Annotated in this window: 26 protein-coding genes; 8 read left to right on the top strand and 18 right to left on the bottom strand. The window is 39.0% G+C overall.

The window, feature by feature from the left end; genetic code table 11:
• The first annotated feature begins 721 nt into the window (after window positions 1–721).
• On the top strand, window positions 722–1,297 hold the full coding sequence (locus M9H69_RS04475; RefSeq protein ID WP_250316036.1) for a TetR/AcrR family transcriptional regulator: 576 nt from the start codon (window positions 722–724) through the stop codon (window positions 1,295–1,297).
• Between the two features lie 17 nt (window positions 1,298–1,314).
• On the opposite strand, the gene M9H69_RS04470 is transcribed toward M9H69_RS04475, so the two are convergent.
• The gene (locus M9H69_RS04470) at window positions 1,315–1,533 is read right to left on the bottom strand and encodes a YdbC family protein (RefSeq protein WP_084920649.1); all 219 of its coding nucleotides are present in this window, start codon (window positions 1,531–1,533) and stop codon (window positions 1,315–1,317) included.
• Window positions 1,534–1,630: 97 nt separating this feature from the next.
• Between M9H69_RS04470 and M9H69_RS04465 the strand changes: the two genes are divergently transcribed.
• Entirely contained in the window at window positions 1,631–1,951 is a 321-nt protein-coding gene (locus M9H69_RS04465; RefSeq protein ID WP_001248070.1) for a hypothetical protein, read from the top strand.
• A 27-nt stretch (window positions 1,952–1,978) separates the two neighbouring features.
• Here the strand turns inward: M9H69_RS04465 and M9H69_RS04460 are convergent, their stop codons facing one another.
• The 6 genes from M9H69_RS04460 to rpsP form a co-directional block, all read right to left on the bottom strand.
• Entirely contained in the window at window positions 1,979–2,317 is a 339-nt protein-coding gene (locus M9H69_RS04460) for an ATP cone domain-containing protein (RefSeq protein ID WP_195216452.1), read from the bottom strand.
• A gap of 11 nt (window positions 2,318–2,328) precedes the next feature.
• Window positions 2,329–3,048, bottom strand: coding sequence for a tRNA (guanosine(37)-N1)-methyltransferase TrmD (gene trmD, locus M9H69_RS04455; protein WP_002882191.1), 720 nt, complete (start codon window positions 3,046–3,048; stop codon window positions 2,329–2,331).
• On the bottom strand, window positions 3,038–3,556 hold the full coding sequence (gene rimM / locus M9H69_RS04450; protein ID WP_250316035.1) for a ribosome maturation factor RimM: 519 nt from the start codon (window positions 3,554–3,556) through the stop codon (window positions 3,038–3,040). Before rimM ends, trmD begins: the two co-directional genes overlap by 11 nt.
• Window positions 3,557–3,635: 79 nt before the next feature.
• Complete coding sequence (locus M9H69_RS04445) at window positions 3,636–3,965, bottom strand: MazG nucleotide pyrophosphohydrolase domain-containing protein (RefSeq protein ID WP_061599279.1); 330 nt, start codon at window positions 3,963–3,965, stop codon at window positions 3,636–3,638.
• 43 nt (window positions 3,966–4,008) lie between these two features.
• Window positions 4,009–4,248, bottom strand: coding sequence for an RNA-binding protein KphA (gene kphA / locus M9H69_RS04440; RefSeq protein ID WP_000379619.1), 240 nt, complete (start codon window positions 4,246–4,248; stop codon window positions 4,009–4,011).
• A 19-nt stretch (window positions 4,249–4,267) separates the two neighbouring features.
• Entirely contained in the window at window positions 4,268–4,540 is a 273-nt protein-coding gene (gene rpsP, locus M9H69_RS04435; protein ID WP_000268760.1) for a 30S ribosomal protein S16, read from the bottom strand.
• A 167-nt stretch (window positions 4,541–4,707) separates the two neighbouring features.
• Here rpsP and M9H69_RS04430 point away from each other — a divergent pair, with 167 nt between their 5' ends.
• The 5 genes from M9H69_RS04430 to M9H69_RS04410 all read left to right on the top strand — a co-directional run bounded on the left by M9H69_RS04430 (window position 4,708) and on the right by M9H69_RS04410 (window position 7,773).
• Complete coding sequence (locus M9H69_RS04430) at window positions 4,708–4,896, top strand: hypothetical protein (protein WP_001098308.1); 189 nt, start codon at window positions 4,708–4,710, stop codon at window positions 4,894–4,896.
• Window positions 4,897–5,544: 648 nt separating this feature from the next.
• Window positions 5,545–6,141 (top strand): DUF3796 domain-containing protein, encoded by a 597-nt coding sequence (locus M9H69_RS04425; protein WP_250316034.1) that lies wholly within the window; start codon window positions 5,545–5,547, stop codon window positions 6,139–6,141.
• A 2-nt stretch (window positions 6,142–6,143) separates the two neighbouring features.
• Window positions 6,144–6,368, top strand: a complete 225-nt coding sequence (locus M9H69_RS04420; protein ID WP_250316033.1) for a helix-turn-helix transcriptional regulator — start codon at window positions 6,144–6,146, stop codon at window positions 6,366–6,368.
• 325 nt (window positions 6,369–6,693) lie between these two features.
• A complete protein-coding gene (locus M9H69_RS04415) occupies window positions 6,694–6,855 on the top strand; it encodes a hypothetical protein (protein ID WP_002875929.1) in 162 nt (53 codons plus the stop codon).
• A 108-nt stretch (window positions 6,856–6,963) separates the two neighbouring features.
• Window positions 6,964–7,773 carry a peptidylprolyl isomerase gene (locus M9H69_RS04410; RefSeq protein WP_250316032.1) on the top strand — a complete coding sequence of 270 codons (810 nt, stop codon included), beginning with the start codon at window positions 6,964–6,966 and terminating at the stop codon, window positions 7,771–7,773.
• 56 nt (window positions 7,774–7,829) lie between these two features.
• Here the strand turns inward: M9H69_RS04410 and M9H69_RS04405 are convergent, their stop codons facing one another.
• From M9H69_RS04405 to M9H69_RS04375, 7 genes are all read right to left on the bottom strand, one after another.
• Window positions 7,830–9,371, bottom strand: a complete 1,542-nt coding sequence (locus M9H69_RS04405; protein ID WP_049485069.1) for an ABC-F family ATP-binding cassette domain-containing protein — start codon at window positions 9,369–9,371, stop codon at window positions 7,830–7,832.
• Between the two features lies 1 nt (window position 9,372).
• On the bottom strand, window positions 9,373–9,852 hold the full coding sequence (locus M9H69_RS04400; RefSeq protein ID WP_250316031.1) for a VanZ family protein: 480 nt from the start codon (window positions 9,850–9,852) through the stop codon (window positions 9,373–9,375).
• Between the two features lies 1 nt (window position 9,853).
• Window positions 9,854–10,939, bottom strand: coding sequence for a 23S rRNA (adenine(2503)-C(2))-methyltransferase RlmN (gene rlmN / locus M9H69_RS04395; RefSeq protein ID WP_250316030.1), 1,086 nt, complete (start codon window positions 10,937–10,939; stop codon window positions 9,854–9,856).
• A gap of 21 nt (window positions 10,940–10,960) precedes the next feature.
• On the bottom strand, window positions 10,961–11,491 hold the full coding sequence (locus tag M9H69_RS04390; protein ID WP_250316029.1) for a YutD family protein: 531 nt from the start codon (window positions 11,489–11,491) through the stop codon (window positions 10,961–10,963).
• Window positions 11,492–11,645: 154 nt separating this feature from the next.
• The gene (sodA, locus tag M9H69_RS04385; RefSeq protein ID WP_000974728.1) at window positions 11,646–12,251 is read right to left on the bottom strand and encodes a superoxide dismutase SodA; all 606 of its coding nucleotides are present in this window, start codon (window positions 12,249–12,251) and stop codon (window positions 11,646–11,648) included.
• A 72-nt stretch (window positions 12,252–12,323) separates the two neighbouring features.
• Window positions 12,324–13,358 carry a DNA polymerase III subunit delta gene (holA, locus tag M9H69_RS04380; RefSeq protein ID WP_250316028.1) on the bottom strand — a complete coding sequence of 345 codons (1,035 nt, stop codon included), beginning with the start codon at window positions 13,356–13,358 and terminating at the stop codon, window positions 12,324–12,326.
• 32 nt (window positions 13,359–13,390) lie between these two features.
• The gene (locus M9H69_RS04375; RefSeq protein ID WP_250316027.1) at window positions 13,391–14,326 is read right to left on the bottom strand and encodes a dihydroorotate oxidase; all 936 of its coding nucleotides are present in this window, start codon (window positions 14,324–14,326) and stop codon (window positions 13,391–13,393) included.
• Window positions 14,327–14,560: 234 nt separating this feature from the next.
• Here M9H69_RS04375 and gdhA point away from each other — a divergent pair, with 234 nt between their 5' ends.
• Complete coding sequence (gene gdhA, locus M9H69_RS04370; RefSeq protein ID WP_250316026.1) at window positions 14,561–15,907, top strand: NADP-specific glutamate dehydrogenase; 1,347 nt, start codon at window positions 14,561–14,563, stop codon at window positions 15,905–15,907.
• Window positions 15,908–16,004: 97 nt separating this feature from the next.
• Here gdhA and M9H69_RS04365 read toward each other — a convergent pair whose 3' ends face one another.
• The 4 genes from M9H69_RS04365 to M9H69_RS04350 all read right to left on the bottom strand — a co-directional run bounded on the left by M9H69_RS04365 (window position 16,005) and on the right by M9H69_RS04350 (window position 19,219).
• Window positions 16,005–16,649: a TetR/AcrR family transcriptional regulator gene (locus tag M9H69_RS04365; protein WP_084872075.1), complete on the bottom strand. Its 645-nt coding sequence runs from the start codon at window positions 16,647–16,649 to the stop codon at window positions 16,005–16,007.
• 16 nt (window positions 16,650–16,665) lie between these two features.
• A complete protein-coding gene (locus tag M9H69_RS04360) occupies window positions 16,666–17,670 on the bottom strand; it encodes an NADP-dependent oxidoreductase (protein ID WP_250316025.1) in 1,005 nt (334 codons plus the stop codon).
• A gap of 215 nt (window positions 17,671–17,885) precedes the next feature.
• Window positions 17,886–18,254, bottom strand: coding sequence for an EXLDI protein (locus tag M9H69_RS04355; protein ID WP_000559018.1), 369 nt, complete (start codon window positions 18,252–18,254; stop codon window positions 17,886–17,888).
• Window positions 18,255–18,316: 62 nt separating this feature from the next.
• Window positions 18,317–19,219 carry a DUF2268 domain-containing protein gene (locus M9H69_RS04350; protein WP_250316024.1) on the bottom strand — a complete coding sequence of 301 codons (903 nt, stop codon included), beginning with the start codon at window positions 19,217–19,219 and terminating at the stop codon, window positions 18,317–18,319.
• Window positions 19,220–19,359 lie beyond the last annotated feature (140 nt).

Here is a 19,359-nt window from a genome sequence, read left to right as displayed (position 1 = left end):
CTTTCTATTTGATTAAATTTAATTGAGAAGTATGTCACATCTGTTCAGTAGGCAACACCCCTTTCAATTGCTAGATTTACCATAAGACTCTTCCTATGGTAGCTGCGACGGTTACTTGCTATGGCTAGTAATACTGCTCAAAGTAATGATTTAATTTAATCTTTAATAGGATTTCTTACTCACTTATGAATGAAAACTCGCAAAATATCATTCATCTTATTATACCATAACCTCAAGTATTATATTAATTTTTTATGAATATTCCTTAAAGAAAAAATTTACAGTTTGTCTACTTCCATCATGACATACATAGTGAGTTCATATTGGTGTTTAAGGTATTTGGATTATAAAAGTTCTCAAACATTATAAATTTCAAGGTATATTATCAACAAAAACATTTTCTAAAATACAATCTAGAATAAGCTCATGGAAGATGGATAGTTTTAAATTATATATTATGCAATGCACACTTTGTTCTTTATACATCATTTTAAAGTTTTTATTACATTATTTTTCCTATTATAGTTTAGCAAAATAGACACTTTTTATATCATTCATTAGGAGAATTGTTGATTCTATGTTATAATTTATCTAGTAATATAAACAATATTAAAATATTTTATCGCTGTAATTCTTTACCAACAGTTTCTTTTAAGTTGTCAATTTTATCTAATATTTTAATTGATACCTATTCACAATTTATTTCATAGAAAGGACGCTTATGACTAAAGATACTCGAAATTCTATCATTTCTGCTTTTATATCACTAGCTAAACAAAATCCTCAACGTAGTTCCTTCACAATGAGTGAAATTGCTAAAAAAGCGGGGATTTCAAGACAAGCGATTTATCAAAAACATTTTCATAACTATGATGATATTATCAAATATATTCACGAACAAGCAGATCAACAAATTTTCCAGATATTTAATAATTATTGTTCGAGAAGGGATGGAAATCCGATTGAGTGTTTTGCAAATTTTGCGATTCCTTTGATCTATGAAAATAGGAATATCATTCGAACACTTTTTATAACTCAAGCAGATCCTGGTTGGAAGGAGTTCCTAAGAGATACTTATTCAAAATGGATTCTAAAGAATGTCCACTACAACAAGGAATTTGATTTTAGTGAAGATGACATGACCTATGTCGTCGCAAACATGATTATCACTTTTATTGAAGCTTGGATACGAAAAGAGAACCCTACTCCACCAGAAAAGTTTAAAAAAACGTTTCTCCTATTAACAACAATATCTCTTCGAGACTATATGATTTTACAAGAGAAGGATAGTGAGTAAAATTCACTATCCTTCTCTCATTTCCCGCCTTTAAAGGCATCCACCATTACCTGAAATTCTTCATTTGTAAGAGTAATTCCCTTGCCCATTTTAGTATGATCTGGGCTCCAAGCGCGAATGTCAAACTTTGCAGGGGCTCCATTAAAGCTGACGCGATTGATTTCCTTGGTCCATCCTTTTTCATTTTCGGACAGGGTCAGTAAGTGTTCTTCGATTTCAAATGTAAATTCTGCCATTTTGTTCTCCTTTTAAGTTTTCATTAGATTATTCGAAAAATCTTGTAGTTTTTAGGAAAATTTTATATAATGTGGATATGTAAGAAGGGAGGATTCTATGAGACAGGCATTCCAACTAGTTCTAGATAAACTACATAGTTTTCTCAATGGGAATGATGATCATCCTCAAATCGAGGACAACTCCCTCACTGCTATGATTGAACAAGCCATCCAGAAAAAGACGGCTGTTCATGTGATACTTGCAGAAACAAGTTTTACGGGTGATATTATCAAACACGATGCCAATCGCCAACAAATTATCGTCAAGAATTTTTCAAAAAACGTGACTCGAATCATTCGTATCAGTGATATTAAACGGCTTCGTTTTGTTCCCTCAACCGTACAACAAGCTCAGAAAAGTCTATTTAAGAAAGAGTGAGATGTTCATTGCATCCCACTCTTTTTCTTAACGGATTTGTTCAAAATGAAGATGAACGGCGATATGGTCGCCATAACCACTTCTCTCCAAATCGCGTTGCAAGCGATAAGAGATATAGTGCTCTGCAATGGTAATGTAGCCAGCTCCAAGTAAGCGGTGCTCAACCATTGACTGGATCATGCTGATAGTCGCACGTTCCACTTTTGCTTCTTCCAAGTCCAAAACGACTTTCTTAGTAACTTGTGCAAGGTTTTGACGCAAATCATCTGTCAAAACATAAACGGTTTGAGCTGCTTTTAGGACAGCTTGGTAAATTTTATCTGGATCAAATTCAGCAATTTTTCCATTACGTTTGATTACTTGCATAAGGTTCTCCTTTATTCTTTGTTTTCTTTAATTTCAGCCAGCATTTTTTCTTCTTCGGCTGTTAGTTGATAGTTTTCTAGCAAGTCAGGCCTGCGCTCGTAGGTTTTCTTTAGACTCTCATACAGTCGCCACTGACGAATCTTTTCATGGTGTCCACTCATGAGAACATCTGGTACCACCATGCCACGATAGTCATATGGACGTGTGTATTGAGGATATTCGAGGAGTCCTGAAGAAAAACTGTCATCTTGGTGGCTAGACTCCTTGCCAATCACTTCAGGAATCAGGCGAACGGTCGCATCGATCATGGTCATGGCCGCCAATTCTCCTCCAGTCAAGACATAGTCTCCTAGGGAAATTTCATCGGTTACCAAGGTCTTGATGCGCTCGTCATACCCTTCATAGTGACCACAGATAAAGATCAGTTCCTCTTCCTGGGCCAAATCCTCAGCGTAAGCCTGATCAAACTGTTTCCCAGCAGGATCAAGAAGTATGACACGGGGATTTTTCTTTTCAATGGCGTCAAAGGCATCGAAAATAGGTTGGGCACGGAGCAACATCCCCTGACCGCCTCCGTATGGCTCATCGTCAACATGACGGGCCTTTTCAGCATATTCTCTGAAATTATGATACTGGATATCCAAGAGCCCTTTTTCTCGAGCCTTTCCAACAATCGAGTGTTCCAACGGAGAAAACATCTCTGGAAAGAGGGTTAAAATATCAATCTTCATCATCTAACCCTTCTAAGATGTCCACTTCGACCCGCTTGTTTGGAATATCAACATTGAGAACTACTGGCGGAATGTAAGGTAAAAGCAAATCTCGCTTGCCTTTTCGCTTGACCACCCAGACATCATTGGCACCTGGTTGCAGGATTTCCTTGACGGTTCCAATCAAGTTTTCCCCCTCGTAAACATCCAAACCGATAATCTCGTGATAATAGAATTCACCATCATCTAAATCGTTCAAATCTTCCTCAGCGACCTTGAGACTGTACCCCTTGTATTTTTCAATCGCATTGATATGGTACATGTCTTTGAATTTGATAATGTCAAAATTCTTATGCTTACGGTGGCTAGCGATGGTCACTGTTTGGACAAACTGATCTTTTTCATCAAATAAAGCCAGCTCTGACCCTTTTTTAAACCGTTCCTCAGCAAAATCCGTCACAGACAAGACTCTCATCTCACCCTGTAGACCCTGCGTATTGACGATTTTTCCAACATTAAAGTAGTTCATCTTGTCTCCTGTATTTGTTTCTATCCTTTATTTTATCATGTTACAAGGATTTTCTCAAGTTGAAGAACAGTGACTGCAATCAGCTTTGAGCGTCTAAAAACTTTTCTAAATCACGTTCATGTTGGTACTTAATGGCAGCCTTCTTATCTTTGTCAAAGATGGCTTTGGTTAGATCAATATCGTTGATGGCCGCAATTGCGACGGTATAATGAATGATATCAGCCAGTTCTTTGGCTAGTTCCTCATTTGAGTCCTGGACACCCTCTTTTCGACCAGAGCGCCCATTCAAGACCTCTGCTACCTCTCCGACTTCCTCCACTAGCTTGATAAAGAGGCCTTCCTCAGTTCGAGATTGCTGGTAATGTTCGAGTAAATAATCTTGTAATTGTCTAAACGTTAAATCTTTCATCTTCTGCTTTCCACAAAAAAGCGAGACATCTGTCCCGCTTTTTTTATTTTTCATTGATAACGATTCTTACTTTTTTGTCTTCAGTTGGGACAGAGTAGACAATCGTTCTTATCGCTGAGATAGTGCGACCCTTACGACCGATAACACGACCGACATCGCTTTGGTCAAGATCCAAGTGATATTCCAAAAACTCTGGTGTGTCTTCAATCTTGATAGTTAAGGCATCAGGTTGTGAAATCAAAGGTTTCACAATCGCAATAATGAGATTTTCAATCGTATCCATCTGTCAACCTACTTTAAACTTATTTTGAGAATTTAGAATCGTGGAATTTTTTCAATACGCCTTCTTTTGAAAGGATGTTGCGAACTGTATCTGAAGGTTGAGCTCCATCAGCCAACCATGCAAGAACGCGGTCTTCTTTCAAAGTCACTTGGTTTTCAGCAACAAGTGGGTTGTAAGTTCCAACTGTTTCGATGAAACGTCCGTCACGTGGTGAACGTGAGTCTGCTACGTTGATACGGTAGAAAGGTTTTTTCTTAGAACCCATACGAGTCAAACGGATTTTTACTGCCATTTTTTAATATCTCTTTTCTTATTATTTTATTTCGGTGAAATAGCTGAGCTATTTAGCACATGTTCTATTATAGCAGATTTTTGACAGGTGTCAAGAAAAAAACTTGACAGACTTTAAAATTTTTAAATTTTTTAGACTAATAGGGATAAATTAGAAAGAAAAAATTTATGAATACTACTTTTGATACTATCTATAAAGACTACCCTGTCAAGCCTTATATCTCTACTAATCGTGATATGGAAGCCCCTAAACCTGTCCCAAAACGCAATATGGAACTACTAGAAGACAATCTATTAGCAGGTGATATCATGCTTCTCTGGAGAATCCAGTTTGGCACTTTTACAACCAAAACATGATTTTAAAAACTCCCATTCGAATATGATTCAAAATTCGCTTAAAATCAATGTTTTCTCACTTTTTCAGAAAACAAATTTTCATCTAATTTAAATAACTTTCAATTAAATGGTGTGAACCATGAAGTGTTGTAAATGCTGTATTGTAGCTAGTTCTTAACGTTTAGAGAACTGGCTAGCTTTACGAGCTTTCATAAGATCTGGTTTGAAAAGTATAGGTTTTAATTGGACTAAAAACAGCGAAATATCAAGGATTTTAAGAACGATATCTACTAATTAATTTATAAAATATGAATTAATAGATTCTAAATAGGGGAATAATTTAGTTCTGTAAAAATTAACTTCTACACTTACAAAGCTTATTCTGACAGACTTTATAACAGTCTAAGAAAAAAAGTAGAGATTCATATAGTATCTAGATTTTCCGAAAATTCTTTATCATCAAATATTATTAACGAAACTATTCAAACCAAATCCGATGCATTGCTTCAAAGAATTCTTTAGTTGTTTGACTAGCGAAGGCTTTTATTAAAAAATTTTTTCAAATAATTGCCTCATTGACACATAAATTCTTGCTTTCCAAATTGAAGTGTGATATATTTATAATATAAAGATTGTTAAATATTTCTAACACAAGGAAAGGAGTCTATCATGAAAAAAAGTCAAAAAACGGGTGGCCTCATTACAATGATTTCCGCAGCTCTCTTTATTGATTTTACTGTTTTATTTGGTTCTAATCTTACTTGGGGACCCAAGTTAGTTATTGCTGGTATTTCAGTGTTAGGTCAGATTGTAGCTATTTGGGGCTGGCTACATATGAAACCATGGCCTCATAAGAGTCAGAAAGGTAAAGGAAAGACTATTTTTGACTTGTCTGCTAAGCTTTACACGATACTTTTGTTTGCAGCAAGCATTTTTTATACAGTAGGGATTTGGGTTGCGACCCCAAGCGAAAGTTCTGGTATTAAAGAATGGATTTTGGGAATTGGCCTCGTTATTGAAGTGATTGTATTTGGTTTTTTCTGTTTGAAAAATGTCAAGGAAACTCCGGACGAACGCTTTTATGCTAATTTATCCAAGGCAGCTAGCTTGATGTTTGTTTTTATACTAGGCGCACTGATGATCCTAGCAGTTATCATTGGGTATATGGGGTCTCTCACTCTTTACATGGGCCAGATCTTTATTAGCATAGCTGTCTTGATTTGCATCTTTGCGGTTGTCTATCTTATCTTAGAACGGATAGGATAAGCATGACCAAAGAAAGCAAGATTATTACTAATCTCAAATCTATTCGTGAGTCCACAGGCATGACCCAGCAGGAGTTAGCCGACCTCATCGGCATGCGACGCGAGACAATTCTGCACTTGGAAAATAATCGTTACAATCCTTCGCTGGAAATGGCTCTTAAAATTGCTCAAGTTTTTAATCTGAAAGTAGAAGACCTCTTTGAACTCAGACAGAAAGAGGAAGCATAATTTTTTTCGAGACCTAGTATTAAGTTCATTGATTAATTAGGAATTGAAGCCGAAAGAAAAAATCCGTTTAAAATGTGCTCTTTTAAAACATAGTAATTCTTTCGAATTAACGTTTACTAATTGTGATTCTTTACGAGCTTTCTTAAGAACTGGTTTTCTAAATACTTCAAGTAGACTTATAGCATTGATGCCCCAAAAAATTTAGAAATACCTGTTGAAAAAGGCTATGCTCTTGTCGAAACTGTCTTTGACTCGCTTGATCATCTAAATACCACTATGAAAGAGAATATCCTCAAAAGTAAGGAGAGTTACAGTACTTTCTAAGATGAAGGCTCTAGATTTGGACCAATCCCTTCGTGACAACTTTTCAGGAGAAGAATTAGCAAGTTACTTTTCAATTCGTGGTTACAAATTGACTCCAAAGGGAGAGCAGATACTGGAACAGTACCAGGACATTATCGACCGTCATCCAAAGAAAAATCTCTAAGCAAGCGACTTTCTGGTCGGCTTCCTCTTAAACTACCTTGTCACTAATATTTGAAATCCCCTTCCTTTTAGGGTACAATGATAGAAATGAATTTTTGAGAGGAAAACAATGAAAAAACTAGCAACCCTTCTTTTACTGTCCACTGTTGCATTAGCTGGATGTAGCAGTATCCAACGCAGTCTGCGTGGCGATGACTATGTTGACTCTAGTATCTCAGCTGAAGAAAGTTCTAAAGCAGCTGCTCAGGCTGCCAAAGATTTGAATGACGCTTTAACCAATGAAAATGCCAACTTCCCTCAACTTTCTAAGGAAGTTGCCGAAGATGAAGCCGAAGTGGTTCTCCACACAAGTACAAGTCAGGGTGATATTCGTATTAAACTCTTCCCTAAACTCGCTCCTCTAGCCGTTGAAAACTTCCTTACTCACGCCAAAGAAGGCTACTATAACGGCATCACCTTCCACCGTGTCATCGATGGCTTTATGGTCCAAACTGGAGATCCTAAGGGAGATGGTACAGGGGGCCAATCTATCTGGCATGATAAGGATAAAACGAAGGACAAAGGAACTGGTTTCAAAAATGAAATCTCTCCTTACCTATACAATATCCGAGGAGCTCTTGCTATGGCTAACACTGGTCAACCAAACACCAACGGTAGCCAGTTCTTCATCAACCAAAACTCAACAGATATTTCAGCTAAACTCCCTACAAGCAAGTATCCAAAGAAAATCATCGAAGCCTATAAAGAAGGTGGAAATCCGAGTCTAGACGGCAAACACCCTGTCTTTGGTCAAGTCATCGATGGCATGGACGTTGTTGACAAGATTGCCAAAGCTGAAAAAGATGAGAAAGACAAACCGACTTCTGCTATCACCATTGATAGTATCGAAGTAGTGAAGGATTACGATTTTAAATCCTAAATAACCTAAAAAATACAGTATCCGCATTCGATACTGTATTTCTTTTTCCCTCATTTTTAAGTTAGCTTGTTAAAGTCCCAAATTTGGTCCATCCAACCTTCATAAAAGTCTGGTTCGTGGCAAACCATAAGAATGCTTCCTTTGTATTCTTTAAGCGCCCGTTTGAGTTCTTCCTTAGCATCCACATCCAAGTGGTTGGTCGGCTCGTCAAGTACTAAAACGTTGTTTTCACGGTTCATCAAGAGACAGAAACGCACCTTGGCTTGTTCCCCACCTGATAAGACTTGAATTTGACTTTCGATATGTTTAGTTGTCAAGCCACAACGAGCAAGAGCCGCACGGACTTCTGCTTGGTTAAGTGCAGGAAAGGCATTCCATACAGCCTCAAGAGGAGTTTGGCGATTTCCACCTTCTACTTCCTGTTCAAAGTAACCAAGTTCTAGGTAGTCACCGCGTTCGACTTCTCCAGCGATTGGTGGAATAATACCCAGGAGAGACTTCAAGAGAGTTGTTTTCCCGATACCATTTGCCCCGATAATGGCAACCTTTTGATTCCGTTCAAAGGTAAGATTTAAAGGTTTGGTCAGAGGACGGTCATAACCAATCTGCAAGTCCTTGGCTTGGAAGATAAAACGTCCAGGTGTACGAGCTGGCTTGAAATCAAAGGACGGTTTTGGCTTCTCACTTTGCAGTTCGATAATATCCATCTTGTCGAGTTTCTTTTGACGGGACATGGCCATATTACGCGTTGCGACACGCGCTTTGTTACGAGCGACAAAATCCTTGAGGTCTGCAATCTCTTTCTGTTGACGTTCATAGGCCGCCTCTAGCTGAGATTTTTTCATAGCATAGACTTCTTGAAACTGGTAGTAATCACCAGAGTAACGCGTCAGCTGTTGATTTTCTACATGGTAGACGATATTGATCACATCGTTAAGGAAAGGAATATCGTGCGAAATGAGGACAAAGGCATTCTCATAGTTTTGGAGATAGCGCTTGAGCCAGTCAATATGCTCAGCATCCAAGTAGTTGGTCGGCTCGTCAAGCAACAAAATATCTGGTTTTTCAAGGAGGAGTTTAGCCAAAAGCACCTTGGTTCTTTGTCCACCTGATAAGGCTGTTACATCTGTATCCATGCCATAGTCCATGACACCGAGAGCACGCGCTACTTCATCAATCTTAGCATCCAAGGTATAGAAATCTCGACTCTCCAAACGGTCTTGTAGTTCGCCAACTTCTTCCATGAGTGCATCGATATCCGCTCCGTCTTCGGCCATTTCCATATAGAGGTCATTGATACGAGCTTCTGCTTTAAATAGCTCATCAAAGGCTGTCCGCAAGACATCTCGCACGGTTTGGCCTTCCTTTAGCACAGCATGCTGATCCAGATAGCCAGCAGTCACATACTTAGACCACTCAACCTTCCCTTCGTCAGGTAACATCTTACCAGTCACAATGCTCATAAAGGTTGATTTTCCTTCACCATTGGCACCGACTAAGCCGATGTGTTCTCCCTTGAGAAGGCGGAAGGACACGTCTTCAAAAATTGCACGGTCACCAAAACCGTGACTCAGATTTTTAACTTCTAAAATACTCATTCTAATTCCTTATCTTGTTTTTATGCAGTCCTTTATAGAGGAGCCAAGCCAGATAGCCACCCAGGGTATTAGTCCACAAATCATCAATCTCAAAGACGCGATTAAAATCAAAGAAAAAGTCTAAGACCAGCTGCGTACATTCAATTCCTAGGCTCAGTAGAAAACTGAGAAGGAGGATTTTTTTCGTTTGCCGAAAGTTTGGACAGAGATAGATCAGTTGAAAGACCAGGGGGAAGAGCAAGAAGACATTTAAAATGTTCTGCAAAAAGATCCAAAGGACTTGTCCCAAACTGGTCACTTCACCTAGATTCCAAAGGGAGTTTAAGGGAGTTAAAAGAAAAACCAGGCGTCCAAAAGTTTGAATACCTGGAGTTTCCACTCCTGTAGGAAGTTGAGGCTGGGGAGTGAAGCAAAAACAGACAATGCAAAGACTGTAAATAGCCACTCCCAATCTTAAGATTAATTCTCTTTTTTTAGTCATTTTATGGATTTACCGCTGCGACTGCCTTCTGGCGGTCACGTTTCATTGTATTGGAGCGTAATTGTCCACAAGCTGCATCAATATCTGTACCATGCTCTTGACGGACAACACAGTTGACCCCTTTTTTCTTGAGGGTATCGTAGAAGGCCATCACGCGCTCTTTAGGACTACGGCTATATTGGTCGTGTTCACTAACTGGGTTATAAGGAATCAAGTTTACATAAGACAATTTCTTGATGTTCTTGAGCAATTCCGCCAATTCCAAGGCTTGTTCAACACCGTCGTTGACTTCATTGAGCATGATGTATTCAAAGGTTACACGGCGATTTGTTGTTTCGATATAGTACTCAATGGCTGCGAAGAGTTTTTCAATCGGAAAGGCACGATTAATCTTCATGATGCTTGAACGCAATTCATTATTGGGTGCGTGAAGGGAAACAGCAAGATTGACCTGTACGCCTTCATTAGCAAAGTCACGAATTTTATGGGCCAAACCTGAAGTTGAAACAGTGATGTGACGAGCACCGATAGCCATTCCCTTGTCATCATTGATGGTACGGACAAAATTCAAAACATTGTTGTAGTTATCAAATGGTTCACCAATTCCCATGACAACGATATGACTGACACGCTCGTCCTGACCACGCTCATCAAAGTATTTCTGAACCAACATGATCTGCGCTACAATTTCCCCGTTATTAAGGTCACGTTGTTTCTTAATCAACCCAGAGGCACAGAAGGTACAACCAATATTACAGCCAACCTGAGTGGTCACACAGACTGACAAACCGTAGTGTTGACGCATCAGTACTGTCTCAATCAACATGCCATCTGGCAACTCAAAAAGATACTTAACAGTACCGTCAGCTGACTCTTGTACAATCCGTTGTTTCAAAGGATTTACGATAAACTGCTCATTGAGCTTGGCAATCAAATCCTTGGAAAGATTAGTCATTTCTTCAAATGACTGGACACGTTTACGGTAGAGCCATTCCCAGATTTGATCTGCTCGGAATTTCTTTTCTCCTTGTTCTAATACCCATTCTTGCATGGTTTGACGTGTTAAACTATAAATAGACGGTTTCATCTCTTCTCCTTATTTCTCTATCTATTTCTGACGAATGACAAAATGGCGCTGTCCCTTGTCCTCTTTCTGAGACTTTTGGTCCTTATGACGACGTCTATTTCGCTTATCCGCATTTGGTTTTCTCTTGTTTTGCGAAGGTTTTTTTCCTCTTCTAGGATGATTTTCCTCATCCTTTTTACGCAATTTTTTATCAAATGACGCACGTTTCGGTGCTTGGTTTTCTAGGACAAAATAGGCACAACCATAACTACAGTACTCCAAAAGATAGTCCTGTAAACGACTAATCTTTTCAATTTTTTCCTCTGTTCGGTCATCTTTGTAAAAACCACGTAGGCGGAGCTGTTCATTACTCCAGTCCCCCACGACATAATCAAACTTGGTCAACACTTCTGAGAAGCGTTGATTAAAGACTGTCACATCGAAGGCATCCTTGATATTTTCAACCAAGGTAAAAGCGATTCCTTCAGTCTCAACCTTATCCCCATTTACATGAAATTCTGGGCCAGGAAACTTGTTATAGTTGTATAATTCAGGTGTAATTTCTTTACGCATAGTCTTCCTTTTCCACGATTACTTAACACTCTATTTTACCATAATTTCTAGCAGTTAGCACGTTTCTCATAAAAATGAAATAAGTCTGACGATTTTGTCAGACCTCTACCATATAAAGCAAAAAAGAGAAGAATGACTCTTCCCTTCCTATTTTTTATTTAGCTGCTGCGTAAAGCTCATCTACTTTGTTCCAGTTAATGACTGAGAAGAAAGCTTTAATGTAGTCAGGACGCACGTTGCGGTATTTCACGTAGTAAGCATGTTCCCAAACGTCCAAGCCCAAGATTGGTTTTTTGCCTTCTGAGATTGGTGTGTCTTGGTTTGCTGTTGAAGTCACTTCAAGCTTCCCTTCTTTGTTGACAACCAACCATGCCCAGCCAGAACCAAAGCGAGTTGTAGCTGCTGCTGTAAAGGCTGCTTGGAACTCTTCAAATGAACCAAATGTTGCATCGATAGCTGCTGCAAGTTCTGCTGAAGGAGCTGTTTTTTCTGGAGTCATCAATTCCCAGAAAAGAGCGTGGTTCAAGTGTCCACCACCATTGTTGATAAGCGCTTGGCGGATATCAGCTGGGATAGAGTCTACATCAGCAAGCAAAGCTTCAAGGTCTTCACCGATTTCAGGGTGTTTTTCAAGAGCAGCATTCGCATTGTTGACGTAGGTTTGATGGTGCTTGTCATGGTGCAAGTGCATTGTTTCTGCATCGATGTATGGTTCCAAAGCGTCATATGCGTATGGAAGGTCTGGTAAGATAATAGCCATCTGTAATACCTCTTTTTCTTTCTATATGAAAATGATAACGCAATCATCCTCTTTTTTCAAGTTTTATGCTCATTACGCTTGGCTAGATATCTGTAACAGCGCTCTCTCAAAAAGGTAGCCTTTTTCATAGACCCCTGTTTTAATCTGATAGTCTGCTTCAATTAAATAAGAAATTGCTTGTTTGAGAAAGGCCAAGGAAATCCCTCTCGAATCTCTTAATGCGAACTTGATTTGATAAGGATTAGGATTGCGCCCCAAGTAAATTCCCAGACTGCTTGCAATCTGCGATTCCGACTGACCAGCTTCTGATAAAATCTTCACTTGGGTAAAGGTTCGGAACTGTCCTAACATGACAGCTATGAGCTTGATCTCATCCTCCCCTTGCAAGGTCAAGTCTCTAACCAGTTCACGGGCCAGGTCAATCTTTTTACCCAAGATAAACTGAGTCAAATCAAAAATATTGTCCTGCAAGGTCTTGGGAATAGCCTCGACAATATCCTTCTCCTCAATCACTCCGTCGGACTTATAAGACTGTAAAAAAAGGAGGTTTTTCTGGATTTCGCTAAATTGAAAACCAGATTTGATAAGTAGATTTTCAAAAGATTGCCCCACAAACTGCAAACCTTGTGTCTGACTCCATTTTTGGAAATACTGGCGCAATTCTTGTTCCTTGGGTTCAATAGCATCAAAGACAGTCGCATCTCGTTTGAGCAATTTGACCAGCCGTCTCTTACTATCCAGTTTTCCTTCTGCAAATATCAATAACTTGGTTGTTGGCGAAGGATTGTCAAGATATTCCTCAAATGACTTGAGCTCATCATCTGTTAAAAAACGTTTCTTGGCAGTTGTAATATCGACAAAATGGTCTAATATCACGATTTTCTCATCAGCAAAGAAAGGGAGACTGACCAACTCCAACTCTAAGTCTTTATAAGCTACTTCTTTCATATCAAAGTAAGCAAAATTGAGATCAGCTGGATCATAACCAATCTGCTTCAGCACTTGACTCTTCATAACTTCAAACTGACCCTGATCTGTCCCTGTAAATAGGTTCAAGCTAGATAGATTTGATAAAGTCAACTTCTGACTGTCTTCAATGGCTAGCATCTTCTCTCCTTTCTTCTGATTTTTTATTAAACTTAATCAATATAGCGCAATTTCCCACGGAAATCTTCTAGGTTCTCATAACCTTTTTCTGCCATAATAGCTTTCAGTTCTTTGGTAATGCGTTCAAAAACACCGACGCCTTCCTTGTGGAGCGTCGTTCCTACTTGCACCATACTAGCACCGCAAAGGATGTGTTCAAAGGCATCACGACCCGTCAGAACGCCACCCGTTCCGATGATTTTGATTTGCGGATTTAAGCGTTGATAGAAGGCGTGCACATTAGCAAGAGCAGTCGGTTTGATATACTCTCCACCAATGCCACCAAAACCATTTTTAGGACGAATCACGACCGACTCGCCTTCTATATAAAGGCCGTTTCCGATAGAGTTAACACAGTTAACAAACTTGAGTGGATATTTGTTGAAAATAGCAGCCGCTTGATCAAAGTGAACAATATCAAAATATGGTGGCAATTTGATCCCGAGAGGTTTGGTAAAGTAGGCAAATACCTCTGACAAGATACGGTCTGTTGTCTCAAAATCATAGGCAATCTGAGGTTTTCCTGGAACGTTTGGACAAGAGAGATTGAGCTCTGTCAGTCCTTTAAATTCACTCTCTTGAACTTTTTTCAAGATGGTATGTGTTTCTTCTGGAGACATGCCAACTAAAGATAGGAAGAAAGTACGGTTTGGCTCTTTTTCCTGCAAGTCCAAAAGATAGTCCAGATAGTAGTCTAAGCCATTATTTGGTAATCCCATGGAGTTGATAGAACCAAGTGGAACATCCTGGTAACGTGGTTCAGGATTTCCCTGACGGAAGTCCAAGGTCGCAGTCTTCGTAACAAAAGTACCTGCTGCTGAGTTTTTGACCCCTTCTAGTTCCTCTATCGTCATACAAGCCACACCTGCTGCATTCATCAAGCAATTGTCAAACGCAAAACCAGCAATTTGTGTTTTCGTTGATACCATGATTCTGATCCTCCAGATTCCTTTTATTTCTAATATTATACCATACTTTCATATTTTCTCTTTGAGAAAGTTATTTCTAGAGAAAACGTTCGTTTTTTGATAATGCTCTTAGTATTGACTGAATGTAAATTGAAAGAATTTTTAGAAAATTTTCGTTTTTTTCTTTACACTGAAAAAGAATTCTGTTATAATGGCTCATGTAATAAAATATAACAACAAAAAAAGGAGAACGATATGACATCTGCTAAAGAATATATCCAAAGCGTGTTTGAAACTGTAAAAGCTCGTAATGGGCATGAGGCTGAATTTCTCCAGGCGGTTGAAGAATTCTTCAGTACCTTGGAGCCTGTCTTTGAAAAACACCCTGAGTATATCGAAGAAAATATCTTGGCACGTATCACTGAGCCTGAACGCGTGATTTCTTTCCGTGTTCCTTGGGTGGACCGTGATGGAAAAGTACAAGTCAACCGTGGTTACCGTGTTCAATTCAACTCAGCTGTTGGACCATATAAAGGCGGACTTCGTTTCCACCCAACTGTAAACCAAGGAATTCTGAAATTCCTTGGCTTCGAACAAATCTTTAAAAATGTTTTGACTGGACTTCCAATCGGTGGAGGTAAAGGGGGATCAGACTTCGATCCTAAAGGGAAGACTGATGCTGAAGTGATGCGCTTCTGCCAAAGTTTCATGACTGAATTGCAAAAATACATCGGACCATCTCTTGACGTACCTGCTGGTGATATCGGTGTTGGTGGACGTGAGATTGGTTATCTTTACGGACAATACAAACGCCTGAACCAATTTGATGCTGGTGTCTTGACTGGTAAACCTCTTGGATTTGGTGGTAGCTTGATTCGTCCAGAAGCAACTGGTTATGGTTTGGTTTACTATACTGAAGAAATGCTCAAGGCTAACGGCCAAAGCTTTGCTGGCAAGAAGGTGGTTATTTCCGGTTCTGGTAATGTTGCCCAATATGCTCTTCAAAAAGCAACTGAGCTTGGTGCAACTGTGATCTCTGTATCTGACTCAAACGGTTATGTTATTGATGAAAATGGTATCGACTTCGACCTTCTAGCAGATGTGAAGAATAACCGTCGTGCGCGTTTGACTGAGTATGCAGCTGAGAAAGCAACTGCTACTTACCATGAAGGTTCTGTATGGACTTATGCTGAAAACTACGACATCGCTCTTCCATGTGCGACTCAAAACGAAATCAATGGTGACGCAGCTAAACGTTTGGTTGCTCAAGGCGTTATCTGTGTATCTGAAGGTGCTAACATGCCTAGTAACCTTGATGCGATTAAAGTCTACAAAGAAAATGGAATCCTTTACGGACCTGCCAAAGCTGCCAACGCTGGTGGTGTAGCTGTATCAGCACTTGAAATGAGCCAAAACAGCCTTCGCCTCTCATGGACCCGTGAAGAAGTTGATGGACGTCTCAAAGACATCATGACCAACATCTTCAACACAGCTAAAACAACTGCTGAAACATACGATCTTGGTACTGACTACCTTGCAGGAGCAAATATCGCTGCCTTCGAAAACGTAGCCAATGCTATGATTGCACAAGGTATTGTTTAAGATTCATTTGCTCAATCCTCAATCATTATGATTGGGGATTTTTATTTTGGTTTTAAAAAAGCTCACTATTTTTAATAGTAAGCTTAAAAATCAAAATTCACTTTACTTCTACTAAGGCAAAAGACAGGCATTCAACAATTTCATTCACTGCTTCATCTATGTCTAGGCCCTCATTATTATTCAACATCATTGGAAGAGCATAAGAAAGACTCAAAGCTAAAATATAGCGAACAATTCTTTCATTTGACCAATCTCGGATAACACCATTTTCTTTAAACTGATTCAGAACTGGACTAATTGGCTTAATGATAGAGTGAACAATAACATTCCCTAACTGGTCAGAAATCGTTTCATCAATAAAAGAACGGTTCAAGAGAATTTTAACTTGCATTTGATTCTCCTGAATAAAGACCAGTCTATCCCGAACAATACTTCTTAAAAATAGCGGAAAAGACTCTTGGTTTGCTGTAAATTTCTTCTCAGAAAAATCAGCAATAACATCTGGAATAACTTGCTCAAGAAAAGTCGACAAAATTGCTTCTAAGATGCCTTCCTTGGTTTTAAAGTAACTAAAAACGGTCCCTTCTGAAACTCCAGCCTCCTTAGCAATAAGGCTTGCTGTTGTATTTTCAAAGCCAATTTCTGAAAATAACTTTAGACTTGATAATAATACTTGACGTTGTTTTAAACTCAGGTTGCTATTTTCTAATGTCTGGGCATACTTTTCTTCTAAACTTTCCATTACTAGCACCTCTCTGCTACTCTCTTACTTTTACAACCTTCTTACCTCGAGTATGTCCCGACTTCAGGCTACGATATGCCTCTCTAACTGACTTTAGAGAAAAATCATAAACCTGGTCAATATTCAGCCGAACCTTCCCATCTGAGACCATTTCCGCTAGAGTGTTAAAATCATCATATGTAGAATGTCTCGGACCTGTGAACTGGGCACCTTTTATCATAACATATGGTGAAGGTACTAGAGTTCCAATAGCCATGCCCTTCAATCCCAAACTGAAAGCCAATTTAACATAATCACTTCCATAGCAATCCAAGAATTTTGTAATTGGCTTTGCACTTGCTGATAGAAGAGCATTCTGGATGTTCTCTTCGTAGGCTACCGGTATGGCACCTAAGGACTTTAGATAATCTGAATTTTTCTTACTCGCAATTCCAATAACTGTCGCACCTTTAGCAACCGCATACTGTACTGCGATACTTCCAATACCTCCTGCTGCTGCTGAAATAACTACAACATCTTTAGAGTTTAGCTCAATCTTTCTAAAAGCACCTCCCACTGTTAGAGAGGCTACACCCATAGTAGCTGCATGGTTCATATCAATCATCTCTGGCTTCAACACAATTTCTGATTCATTGACACAAATTTCTGTTGCCAAAGCTCCCCTCTTGGTGCCTAATCCAGGGTCACTGATCATTGTTCCAAAAACCTTATCCCCTACTGCAAACCTACTTACTCCTTCACCGATTTCTGTGATAACTCCAGCAAAATCCCGACCAATACCTCTTGGAAAAAGAGATGATTTTGACTCAAACCAATGACTTGGCTTCCTTAGTTTCGTCATAAAAGATAGAAAACGAAGTGGCTTTGCACCCTCAAAAGTTTTATAATCAATAGGATTTAAACCAACTGCATAAACTTCTACCCTAACTTGATTCACTTTCAAAGAATCAGATTTAATGTTCACTAAATCTAACACTTCTTCATCACCGAAACGACTATATTGTATTGCTTGAACAACCATTGTATGAACTCCTTACACATCTAAAAAAAAATTGAGTGAGCACTCAATCATTTTTCTTAATTATATGCTTATTCTTCATAGATTTCAACTATACTGTTTCCAAAAGTTCTAACTAAGTTAGCTGTTCATGATAAAAATAGATCTATTTTCCCTTTTGAAAGATTATCAAACTATAACTCAAAGAAATCCGACTGCCTATAAAAGCAGCCGAATTTTTATATATCTAATTTTTCAAAAAATTTGCCTGTTGACTGCTTTTCTTTTAGCTTCTCCAGCAGCTCGTTCTCCAGAAAAGGACTTAGTTCGTCAAAATCTTGGCAAACCTTAAAAATCGTCTCTCTATCCATTTGACCATAAGCTAATTCGTAATAGTCCTTATGATGATGCCAGTTCTGGTCATAGTTGACATCTGTACGTTGATAGTAAACGATGTTCTGCTTCGGTGTCAGGTAAAGCTTCTGTGTTAGAATGCTTTTCCGATCTTTGGATAACTTGCTACGACTGAAAATCTTAACACCTTGAAAAATCTTGTGCTCATGGATACCTTGATTTGTGACTTTTAATTCAACTCTTTTATAGTGCATATAGTCTCCTCCAGAAATTACCTACATTATATCAAACTCTGGCAGATTTGCAAGCAAAAGTGTCATTTCCAAAAGTCTTTCGTCGCCTCTAAAATCTGTTCCGTTGGTGTCACAGTTGCTTCAATAATAGTTTTGCCAGTCATTTTCAGATAGGCTTGTATCAGATGATAGCCATAAGCATAGCCCGCAGCATAGGGCATTCCAACCGGTATCTGCCCCTGTATCTCAGCTATTTCATCACCGTAGAGATAAGGAGCCATTTCCGCCATCCCCGTTAGCTGAAGCTGACTTGATATGATGGGCTTAATCTCTTCTAACTGCTCTGGACTGGTTGAAGTGACCCAAGGCCCAATGAGATCCTTACCATAGATCTCAGCCGCAAAAGACTCTGCCAATCCTTCACTGACTACCCAGTCTGCTAATGTCGTCTGCTGATTCCATTTGACAAATTGGAAACGGACATTGTGATTACACTCATGGGCCAACGCCGCCTGTACACGGGGCAAAGTATAGTCATTTGGTAACAGACTAAGCATGAGGTATCCTGGAATTCCACCATCTCCGCTATAACCCTTATTGAGCTGTAGCATAGGTTTTTCTGGATTGCCCAATAAAATAGTAAAATGGTAATCCTCAACCTCTAAGTCATAGCCAGCCTGCTCAAAAAGACCAATACTCCTCTTGATGGTATCTTGACAATTTTGCCAGAGTTGATCAGAACTTAGAGCGTCGATAGCCGGTCTATCCTTTTCCGAGAGAGTTGCAGGCAACTGATTCATAAAGCCAAGTAGAAACAGAGCATCAAATCCTCCAGGATACTTCGCTTTTAAAGGAATGTGTTGAGTTTGGTATTTCGTTGCAAAAGGTCCTAATATTTTGGCTCGAAAGCAACCTTCTCTCTTTTCTAAGGGTAGCTCTAGCATCTCTTGATAAACTTTATCTGAACGAATCATATTGATTTTCATAGTAATCTCCTTTCTTATCTACTATTAGTATAATCCCTTACCCAAGGTCAGGGTCAAGAAGAAAATTGAATTTCTATCAAAATTCTAGTAACTTTTGGAAAAAATGACATACTAAATCTTTCGTATCAGACTATAATTTC

The organism is Streptococcus oralis, from assembly GCF_023611505.1.
Lineage (GTDB): Bacteria > Bacillota > Bacilli > Lactobacillales > Streptococcaceae > Streptococcus > Streptococcus oralis_CT.
The sequence above is the reverse complement of the archived record's forward strand: the minus strand, read 5'-3'. Positions and strand labels throughout refer to the sequence as shown.